The 9,480-nt window shown below is 71.9% G+C and carries 11 protein-coding genes; 3 read left to right on the top strand and 8 right to left on the bottom strand.

All coding sequences use genetic code 11. The features are described 5' to 3' along the window. The 4 genes from VGD44_RS03770 to VGD44_RS03755 all read right to left on the bottom strand — a co-directional run. Positions 1 to 450, bottom strand: a 450-nt coding sequence (locus VGD44_RS03770; protein WP_331084013.1) for a hypothetical protein, incomplete at its 3' end; no start/stop codon positions are given. Further along, complete coding sequence (locus VGD44_RS03765; RefSeq protein WP_331084011.1) at positions 443 to 1,021, bottom strand: sigma-70 family RNA polymerase sigma factor; 579 nt, start codon at positions 1,019 to 1,021, stop codon at positions 443 to 445. The genes VGD44_RS03765 and VGD44_RS03770, both read right to left, overlap by 8 nt. A 42-nt stretch (positions 1,022 to 1,063) precedes the next feature. Next, positions 1,064 to 1,897 carry a hypothetical protein gene (locus VGD44_RS03760; protein WP_331084009.1) on the bottom strand — a complete coding sequence of 278 codons (834 nt, stop codon included), beginning with the start codon at positions 1,895 to 1,897 and terminating at the stop codon, positions 1,064 to 1,066. 74 nt (positions 1,898 to 1,971) lie between these two features. Then, positions 1,972 to 2,955, bottom strand: coding sequence for a nitronate monooxygenase family protein (locus tag VGD44_RS03755; protein WP_331084007.1), 984 nt, complete (start codon positions 2,953 to 2,955; stop codon positions 1,972 to 1,974). 140 nt (positions 2,956 to 3,095) lie between these two features. Here VGD44_RS03755 and VGD44_RS03750 point away from each other — a divergent pair, with 140 nt between their 5' ends. After that, positions 3,096 to 4,667: an alpha/beta fold hydrolase gene (locus VGD44_RS03750; protein WP_331084006.1), complete on the top strand. Its 1,572-nt coding sequence runs from the start codon at positions 3,096 to 3,098 to the stop codon at positions 4,665 to 4,667. On the opposite strand, the gene VGD44_RS03745 is transcribed toward VGD44_RS03750, so the two are convergent. Both VGD44_RS03745 and VGD44_RS03740 read right to left on the bottom strand, forming a co-directional pair. Further along, positions 4,668 to 5,240, bottom strand: a complete 573-nt coding sequence (locus VGD44_RS03745) for an OsmC family protein (protein WP_331084004.1) — start codon at positions 5,238 to 5,240, stop codon at positions 4,668 to 4,670. It abuts the gene before it with no gap. Positions 5,241 to 5,349: 109 nt separating this feature from the next. Then, positions 5,350 to 6,240: a LysR family transcriptional regulator gene (locus VGD44_RS03740; protein WP_331084002.1), complete on the bottom strand. Its 891-nt coding sequence runs from the start codon at positions 6,238 to 6,240 to the stop codon at positions 5,350 to 5,352. Positions 6,241 to 6,341: 101 nt separating this feature from the next. On the opposite strand from VGD44_RS03740, the gene VGD44_RS03735 reads away from it, so the two are divergent. Beyond that, the gene (locus VGD44_RS03735) at positions 6,342 to 6,950 is read left to right on the top strand and encodes a glutathione S-transferase (RefSeq protein WP_331084000.1); all 609 of its coding nucleotides are present in this window, start codon (positions 6,342 to 6,344) and stop codon (positions 6,948 to 6,950) included. Further along, a complete protein-coding gene (locus VGD44_RS03730; protein ID WP_331083998.1) occupies positions 6,950 to 7,795 on the top strand; it encodes a pyridoxamine 5'-phosphate oxidase family protein in 846 nt (281 codons plus the stop codon). Before VGD44_RS03735 ends, VGD44_RS03730 begins: the two co-directional genes overlap by 1 nt. Here the strand turns inward: VGD44_RS03730 and VGD44_RS03725 are convergent. Then, complete coding sequence (locus VGD44_RS03725) at positions 7,792 to 8,589, bottom strand: 3-hydroxybutyrate dehydrogenase (RefSeq protein WP_331083996.1); 798 nt, start codon at positions 8,587 to 8,589, stop codon at positions 7,792 to 7,794. The genes VGD44_RS03730 and VGD44_RS03725 overlap by 4 nt on opposite strands. A 2-nt stretch (positions 8,590 to 8,591) precedes the next feature. Beyond that, on the bottom strand, positions 8,592 to 9,392 hold the full coding sequence (gene yaaA / locus VGD44_RS03720; protein ID WP_331083994.1) for a peroxide stress protein YaaA: 801 nt from the start codon (positions 9,390 to 9,392) through the stop codon (positions 8,592 to 8,594). Positions 9,393 to 9,480 lie beyond the last annotated feature (88 nt).

Here is a 9,480-nt window from a genome sequence, read left to right as displayed (position 1 = left end):
CAGCGCCGCATCGGCGACGGCTGCGGCCGGCGGCGGGGCGGCCGGCTTCTGCGCCGCGGGAGCTGCTCGCTCCGCCGGGGCAGGCGGCGCGGCCGCAGGGGGGGTGGTGGGCGGCGCGGCGGCGGCCGGCGCCGTCGGTTGGGCAGGCGCGGTCCGCGTCGCAGGCGGTGCGGGCGGCGTCGGCGGGCCGTCCACCGGCGGCGGGTCGAAGCGCAGGGCCACCAGCACGCTGACCACGGCCACGCTCGCTGCGGCCAGCCAGCCGCCACGCCGCCAGGCAGGATTGCGCACCGGCTTCGCGGGCGCGTCCTGCGGCGCCTCGGCCGCCTCGGCGACCGCTGCGAGGACCCGTGCGCGCCGCGCGGCGCGTTCGGTCTCGTCGTTCAGGACCGCCTCGGCCTGGGCATAGGCCTTGTCCATCGGATCGGGTGCGGCGTCGTGATCAGACATGGGCCGACCTTTCACCAGCAAGCGACTGTCTCAGCTTTGCGCGGGCGTAGCGCAACCGGCTCTTTGCCGTTTCGACGGCCACACCCGTGGCCTGGGCGATCTCCTCCAGCGACAAACCGGCGTGCGCGAACATCACGAATGCGCCCCGCTGCTCCAGCGGCAGGGCCTCGACGGCGGCGACGATCTCCTGCGCCAGCTCGCGCGACTGCACCTGCTCCAGCGGCGACTGGCCTGGGTCGGGGACCAGCATCGCCGCGTCATCCTGCGCCGCCGCCAGCACGGCGACTCTCTGCCGGCGGAAGTGGTCCCAGACCTTGCGGCGCGCGATGGTGAAGAGCCAGGCGGGAAAGCTGGCCTTGCCGGGGTCGAAGTCCGCCGCGTTCCGGGCGACCGCGACCCAGGTCTCCTGATGCAGGTCCTCGGCGGCGTCGGCATGCGCCGCGCCCAGCAGCCGGCGGATGAACAGGAAGCATTGGCGATCGTACCGGTCGTAGAGCCGCCCGAACGCACTGGAATCGCCGGCGCCGTGGGCGCGCAGCAGGTCCCCGTCGTCCGCGGCGTCCGAATCCATCAAGGCCAAGCCTACCTGCCGCACGTCCGGACGCCCAACCGCCTAACGCCATCCCGGGGGGTCGGGCACGTACCCCTCCGACGGGAACGGCCGGGGCCGTCGATCCGGGTATGGCGGGCGCGGGATCACGCCGGCCGCGACCAGGTTGTCATAGGTGTCGTACTCGATGCGGCGGATGAGCTGCGGGTGGCGGGTCGCACGCTCGAAATCCACTTCGGTGACGGCGGACCACTCACGCTCTCCGTGCCCCGTCCCCAGCTTCTCCTCGCGCCGCCGCAGGGCGGGGGGCGGCGGCGCAGCGCGGCGGCTGCCTTCGGTGACGACAAGCTCTTCGACCTCGCTCCCGGCCCGGTCCTGCGCGCGCGGGGCCGCCATGGCCGCCGGCGGTGGTGGCGGCGGCGGGCGGTAGAGCCGCTCCCTGAACACCGCGATGCCGATGACGCCGACATCGAAGGGGCGGCCGGTGCGGGCGGCGTACGAGTTCCGCTGGGCGGTGAAGGTGAACGCCGCGACCTCGGTGTCGGACTTGCGCCACCCGCTCACGTCGTAGCTCTGGTAGGCGCCGAAGACGTAGCCCATCTGGGCGAAGGCGGCGGATTCTCCGGTCAGGACGTTGACCCCGTCCACCGCCATGACCGCCAGCACCCGCCCGCCGGTGTTGTTGGTGACGCGCAGGCTGTAGCGCGCGCCGGGCCGGCCCGCGACGTACATCCGCCCGTCATGCCGCCAGACCCGCAGCGGCTGGCCCGTATCGCGGTCCACCACTGTCAGGTCGACGAGGTCGTAGGGTTCGGTCCGCGCCTCGCCGGCCAAGGCGATCGACCCGACCGCCATACCCAGAAACGTGCGACGTCCCAGGGACATCATCGTCGTCATGTACGCCTCCCTAAGGGCTTGCATGACGACCTACGCAGCCGCCCCGCGAACGGGGTTAGGGTCGGCGCATTTTTCTACGCCGGGACCGCTGCGCCCTTCCGGATCGCCGCCACCTTGTCGATGGCGTCCTCGGCCTCGCGCATGATCCGCGCCACGATCTCGCCCGCCGGCAGCACATCCTTCACCCCGCCCGCCGACTGGCCCATGGCGAAGGCCGACTTGTCGATGTCGAGGTTCTCGGTCTGGCCGCCGATGCCGCCCATGGCGCCGGCGCGGTGGCTGAGCTGGGCCTGCATCGGGAAAGGCTGGATGTCGCCCGGCCGGCTTTCCCAATCCTCGACCCAGGCGTTCTTTTTCACCCGCATCGGCTTGCCCGAGTAACTCTTGGTGCGGACCGTGTCCTCGTCGGTCGCCTCGACGATCACGTCCCGGTACATCTGGCCCGCGTGCGCCTCCTGGCTGGCGATGAAGCGCGTACCCATCCAGACGCCCACCGCGCCCAGGCAGAGCGCCGCCGCCAGACCGCGGCCGTCGTAGAGGCCGCCCGCGGCCACCACCGGGATCTTCACCTTCTCGACCGCCTGCGCCACCAACGGCAGGGTGCCCACGAGCCCCGTGTGCCCGCCGCCCTCGCCGCCCTGGCAGATCACCGCGTCGCAGCCTGCCTGTTCGGCCTTCACCGCGTGCTTCACCGCCCCACAGACGACCATCACCTTGAGCCCGGCCTTCTTCAGCCGCTCCATGATCGGCATGGGCACGCCCAGGCCGGCGACGAACGACGAGGCGCCCTCCTCGATGATGATCTCCACCGACGCGGTCAGACTCTCGGGCGACGCCGCCAGCAAGTCCACGCCGAACGGCTTGTCGGTCAGCTTCTTCACCTCGCGCATCTGGTCGCGGATAAAGTCGGGCGTGCGTCCGGCCATGCCGAGCACGCCGTAGCCGCCCGCGTTGGACACGGCCGCCACCAGCTCGGCGTACGAGACGCCGCCCATGCCGGCCAGCATGATCGGGTGCTTGACGCCCAACAGGTCGCAGAGCGGGGTGTGCAGGGTCATCGGACGTCTCCCAAGGTCTTTGCCCGGAAGCATGGCGCCGTAGGTTATCGTTGGAAACCGTGACGCGAGGTCAGTCGCGAACGCCGGATTGCCTGCGCCGGTCCAGACGCTAGGCTCGGGCGCGGACGCCGTGGGGGACGATGGTTTCAATCTGCCTGCTTGGTGACCTCCAGGTCCGGGACGGCGACGCGGCCGTGGCGCTGCCGCCGTCGCGCAAGACCCGGCTGCTGCTCGCCTACCTCGCCGCCACGGCGCGGCCGCACCGGCGCGAGCGGCTGTGCGAGCTCTTCTGGGACCTGCCCGACGATCCGCGCGGCGCGCTCCGCTGGAGCCTGTCGAAGCTGCGCGCGATCCTGGACCGCGACGGCGCGCCGGTAGTCGACGCCGACCGCAACGAGGTCTCGCTCAAGCTGGAGCCGGCGCAGGTCGACCTGTTCGCGGTCCGCGCCGCCCTGCGCGACGGCGTCGAGGGCGCCGCCACCCAGATTCTGGAGAGCCTGGCGAAACGGTTCCGCGGGCCCTTCCTGGCCGACCTGGATCCGACGGGGTGCCCCGAGCTGGACAGCTGGCTGGCCGGGATGCGCGAGGAGACCCGCCGCCTGCACGCCGACATCCTCTACATCCTCGACGACCGCCACGCCGCCGAGCCCGAGCGGGCGCTGCCTTACCTCCGCGAGCTGGTGCAACTCGACCCGTGGGCCGAACCGGCTTGGGCGCGCCTCGTCCAGCGGCTGAACGCGGCGGGCCGGCGCCAGGAAGCCGAGGCGCAGTACGCCGCCGCCGCCAAGGCGCTGGCCGAGGTGGGCGGCCCGACCCGCCTGCTCGAACGCGCCCGCCAATCCGAAGCCGCTCCCGCCGCGCCGACCCGGCCCCCGCCGCCCGACATGCGCCAGGAGATCCGCTTCTGCCGCGCCGCCGACGGCGTGCGCATCGCCTATGCGCTGGCCGGCGAGGGCCCGCCGCTGGTCAAGACCGCCAACTGGATGAACCACCTGGAGTACGACTGGGAGAGCCCGATCTTCGCGGACTTCCTGCGCGGCCTGGCGGACGGGCGGCGCCTGCTCCGCTACGACGCCCGCGGCAACGGGCTGTCGGACTGGGACGTGGACGAGGTGGGCTTTGACGCCTGGTACGCCGACTTCGAGGCCGTGATCGAGGCGTCGGGCTTCGAGCGCTTCCCGATCCTGGGCGTCTCGCAGGGCGCGGCCAGCGCCATCGCCTACGCCGCGCGCCATCCCGAGCGGGTGAGCCACCTCGTTCTCCTGGGCGCCTTCGCTGCCGGTCGACGCGACCCAGAGGGCGTCGCCCAGCGCCAGGCCATGGCCACCCTCATTCGCACCGGCTGGGCGCAGGAGAACCCGGCCTTCCGCCAGCTCTTCGCTACGCTGTTCATACCGGGCGCAACGCGCGAGCTGGCCGAAGCCTTCACCGAACAGCAGCGCCGGACCACCTCGGCCGAGTGCGCCGCCCGCTACTACGACGCCGCCAGTCAGCTCGACGTGCGCGACCTGCTGGCGAAGGTGTCGGCCCCCACACTGGTGCTGCATTCTCGTGGCGACGCCGTCGTACCCATCGAGGCTGGCCGGCTGATCGCGTCCTCGATTCCGAACGCCCGCTTCGTCGCCTTGCCCGGCCAGAACCACATGCTGCTCGAGGACGAGCCCGCCATGGCCCGCTTTTTCGAGGAACTCAGAGACTTCCTCGCCACCTGATCACCCCACCACCAGCTCCGACGCCACCGCCACGGGCTGGGTCAGGCTGAAGAGCGTCGACGACGTCGCCAGCACCTCGTCGAAGATGCGCCGGTAGTCCTCGGCCGCCGCGGGCCCGCGCACCGTCACCGTGGTCGCAAGGCCGCCAAACCCGCGAGGCGCGGCAGGGTCGACGCCGAGCGCACCGCGGAGGTCCACCTCGCCCTCCGTCGCGATCTCCAGCCGGTAGATCTCCACCCCCTCCAAAGCGCAGAGCGCCGTGAAGCGCGCCGTCAGGCAGGCGTTCAGCGCCGCCAGCAGGTGCTCCTGCGGGCTGGCGAAATTGTCGGTGCCGCCCAGCTCCAGCGGGGCGTCCACTTCGATGGCCAGCGCCCGGCGCGCCGTCTTGCCGCCGATCTCGACGACGTCCGCCTGCCCGCTCGAGCGCAGCCGGCCGCGCCAGGTGTTGGCCACCCGCCAGCGGGTGCGCGCCGCGGCCGGTCGCCGGCTCACGGTGTCGATCAGCCCTCGTACGTCGTCCACCGACACGCCGTTCAGGTATGAGCGGCCGGCAATCTTCAGCATTGCGTTCATGGGTCAGGTCTCCCCCGGATCCCTCGCGGCCCGGTGGAAGCTGAAGTGCGCGCGCCGCGTGGGAACCGCCGTGGCGCCCAGCGTGGAATTCCACGCCGCCGGCGTGGAATCATCCGGTCCGGATCACCGGCAGCTTCGAAAGCTCGCCCGCCGCGAAGTCGAGGAAGGCTCGCACGCGGGGCGGCGTCAGCCGGGCGCTGGCGATGACCAGCTGCACCGGGATCGGCGCCGGCTCGTGCTCGGCCAGGAGGCGCACCAGCCGCCCATCCGCCAGCTCGTCGGCCACCTGGTAGGAGAACACGCGCGTGATTCCGCGTCCCTCGACCGCGGCCGCCACCACCGGCTCCACCGCATTGACCATCAGCCGCGGCCGCAGCCTCACCGCCTCGCCCGCCGCAAAGCGCCACTCCGTCGGGCCGGGCTGGGTGCTGGAATAGACGATCTCGTGCTCGGCCAGGTCCGCGGGTGCCTGCGGCCCCGGCCGGCCCGCCAGGTAGTCCGGCGAGGCCACCACCACCCGCCGCACCTCCCCCACCCGCCGAACGATCAGGCTGGAGTCGGCCAGCACGGCGATCCGCAACGCCACGTGGATCTGCTCGTCGACCAAGTCGAGGTTGCGGTCGTGCAGCACCAGCTCGCCGGTGACCTCGGGGTTGGCGTCCAGGAACGCCGCCAGCACCGGCGCCATGTGCCGGCGGCCGAACACCAGCGGCGCGCTGATCCGCAGGTGTCCACGCAGCGGCCCCGCTTCGGATTGCGCCACCGCAGCGTCATAGCCCGCCAGCACCGGCCGCGCCGCCTCGGCCAGCCTGCGCCCCGCATCCGTCACCGACAGCCGCCGCGTCGTGCGCTCCACCAGCCGGGCGCCCACCCGCGCCTCCAGCGCCGCCAGGGTGCGCGTCACCGCCGGCCCCGAGCGTCGCAACCGCCGCGCGGCGCCCGCCAGGCTGCCGGTCTCCAGCACGGCCAGGAACACGGCGAGCTCGTCGAGGCGGTCCACGGATCATTCCAAGTTCTGGAATTCTGACTTGCCACCTTGCCGGATTATCGTCGTTGACGGCAACGCCTAGCTTTCGGGCCACATAACGCAAGGAAGCCGCCATGACCCTCCGCCTGCACGGCGTCACCCTCTCCGGCCACGTCCACAAGGTCGAGGTGCTGCTGCGCCTGCTGGACCTGCCGTTCGAGTACGTCGCGGCCCCCGCCGACGTGCGCCAGACCGACGCCTTCGCCCGCCTCAACCCGCTGCGGCAGATCCCCGTGCTGGAAGACGGCGACGTGGTCCTGGCCGACTCCAACGCCATCCTCGTCTACCTCGCCAAACGCTACGACCCGGCCGGACCCTGGCTGCCGGAGGACCCGGTCGCGGCGGCCCGCGTCCAGCGGTGGCTGTCGATCTCGGCCGGCGAGGTGAAGTACGGCCCAGCCAACGCCCGCGCTGTCCACCTGTTCGGCCTGAAGACCGACCTCGGCGACGCCCATGCGGTGGCCCTCCGCCTGCTGGCCTTCATGGACGCCGAGCTGGCCGCCGGCGCCTGGCTGGCCGGGCCCGAGCCCACCCTCGCCGACGTCGCCTGCTACCCCTACCTGGCCTGTGCGCCCGAAGGCGGCGTCGACCTCGAGCCCTACCCGGCCGTCCGCGCCTGGATTGCCCGCTTCGAAGCCCTGCCCGGCGTCAAGGCGATGCCGCGCAGCCCGGTGCCCGCCTGATGGACGACGCCGGACCCTGGCACGCGGGCGAACGCCGCGCCCAGCAGATCGCCGGCAGCGCGCCCGGCGGCGCGGGCATCCGCAGCTTCATGCCCGAGCAGCACCGCATCTTCTTCGCCCAGCTGCCGTTCATGGTCGCCGCGACCCTGGACGAGACCGGCGCGCCGGCGGCTACCCTGCTGACCGGCCGCCCCGGCTTCGTCGACAGCCCCGACCCGAAGACGCTCACGGTCGCGGCCACCCGCGACGACCCGGCGGGCCGACGCCTCGTCGCCGGCGCGCCCATCGGCCTGCTCGGGATCGAGCTGCACACGCGGCGCCGCAACCGCGCCAACGGCCGCATCGCCACGGCCGGCCCGGACGGCTTCACCGTCGAAGTGCTGCAGAGCTTCGGCAACTGCCCGCAATACATCCACCCCCGCGAGATCAGCGTCGATCGCCGCGCGCAGACGCAGGCCGAGGCGTTCGATGGGCTGGACGCGCTCGCCCGCCGCCAGATCGCCGCCGCCGACACCTTCTTCGTCGCGACGTCCAGCGGCCTAGGTGTGGACCAGGGCGGCCTCGACATCTCCCACCGCGGCGGCCTACCCGGCTTCGTGCAGGTGGACGGGAACGTGCTGACCATCCCCGACTACCGCGGCAACCGCTACTTCAACACCCTCGGCAACCTGCTGCTCGAGCCCCGCGCAGCGCTGCTGTTCGTCGACTTCGCCAAGGGCGAGATGCTCCAGCTCCAGGGCCGCGCCGAGGTCGCCTGGGACGAAGCCGCCCTGCCACACGCCGAACGCACGTGGCGCTTCAGCGTAGAGCGCGGTTGGCGGGGGATGAGCGGCGTGTACGCCTAGGTCGCCGTCCACGCCCCGTCGACGCTCAGCGCCGCACCGGTGGCCGAGGCGCCCATGTCCGACACCAGGTAGAGCATCATCCCCGCCAGGTGGTCGTACTCGACGAACGTCTTGTTGGGTTGGGCGGCCAGGATCACGTCCTCGACCACGCGCTCGGGCGAGATGCCGCGCGCCTTGGCCTGGTCGCCGATCTGCATCTCGATCAGCGGCGTCTTCACATAGCCCGGGCAGATGGCGTTGACGGTGATCCCGCTCCGCGCCAGCTCTACCGCACAGCTCTTGGTGAAGCCCACCACGCCGAACTTGGCCGCGCAGTAGGGCGACTTGAACGCCGAAGCCACCAGGCCGTGGGCCGAGGCGATGTTGACGATCCGCCCGCGCCCCTGCGCCTTCATGATCGGCACGGCCGCCTTAGTGGCATGGAAGGTCGACGACAGGATCACCGAGATCAGGGCGTCCCACTTCTCGTCCGGGAACTCGTCCACCGGCGCCACGTGCTGGATGCCGGCGTTGTTCACCAGGATGTCCAGGCGGCCGAGCTCCTTGTGGGCGAAGGCGATCAGGTCGCGGACCTCCTCGGGCTTGGAGAGGTCCGCGCCGTGATACAGCACCCGCGCGTTGGTCTTCTCCTGGATCGCCTTGCGGTCGGCCTCGATCTTGGCCGGGTCGCCGAAGCCGTTCAGCACCACGTTGACGCCCTGCTCCGCCAGCGCCCTGGCCAGCGCCTGGCCGATGCCCGACGTGGAGCCGGTGATGACGGCCACGTGGCCTTCCAGGTGATAGTCGACGGCCATGCTCAGGCGTCCTTCTTGCGGGAGGGGGCTACGGGCGCAGGCTGCGGCCGCGTGAAGACGAACTCCTCGTCCGAGGAGAGGTGGGACTGGAACCGGTAGCCGCCGGTGTCGAAGGCGCGCAGGTCGGTGGCGCGGTCGATCCGGTGGTCGATGGCGTAGCGGGCCATGAAGCCGCGGGCGCGCTTGGCGAAGAACGAGATCACCCGGGCCTCGCCGTCCTTCTCCTCGAGGAAGCGGCAGGACACCACCGGCAACTTCAGCGCGGCGCGGTCGACGGCGCCGAAGTACTCGCCGCTCGCGCAGTTCACGAGCGTCTTGTCCTTGTGGCCCTGGGCGGCGGCGTTCAGCGCCTCGGAGATCCGCGGGCCCCAGAAGTCGTAGAGGCTGCCGCCGCGCTTGGTCTTGATCCGCACGCCCATCTCCAGCCGGTACGGCTGGATGGCGTCGAGCGGGCGCAGCACGCCATAGAGGCCCGAGAGGATGCGCAACCGCTCCTGCGCCCAGGCCAGCGCCTTCTTGTCCAGCTCCCGCGCCTTAAGGCCCAGGTAGACGTCGCCGTTGAATGCGAAGGCCGCCTGCAGCCCGTCGTCGCTCTCGGGGTCGAAGGCCTGGAACCGCTCGCGGTTCAGCGTCGCCAGGCTGTCGGACAGGTCCATCATCCGCTTCAGGTCGGCGACCCGCAGCTTCTTGGCCGTCTTCGACAGCTCCGCCGTATGGTCCGCGAGCTGCGGCGCCGTGAGCGGGGCGGAATCCGGCGCAGCCGCGAAGTTCAGCGCCTTGGCCGGAGAGAGGACAATCAGCATCGCGCACCCCTTTGCCGCGACTTGCCGGCGGCGCCAAGGGCGGCGCTGTGTCGGGTGGAAGACTTGTCACCTGCGGCAGAGTTCGCGA

Origin of the sequence: Phenylobacterium sp., from assembly GCF_036402295.1 — a bacterium.
Lineage (GTDB): Bacteria > Pseudomonadota > Alphaproteobacteria > Caulobacterales > Caulobacteraceae > Phenylobacterium.
The sequence above is the reverse complement of the archived record's forward strand: the minus strand, read 5'-3'. Positions and strand labels throughout refer to the sequence as shown.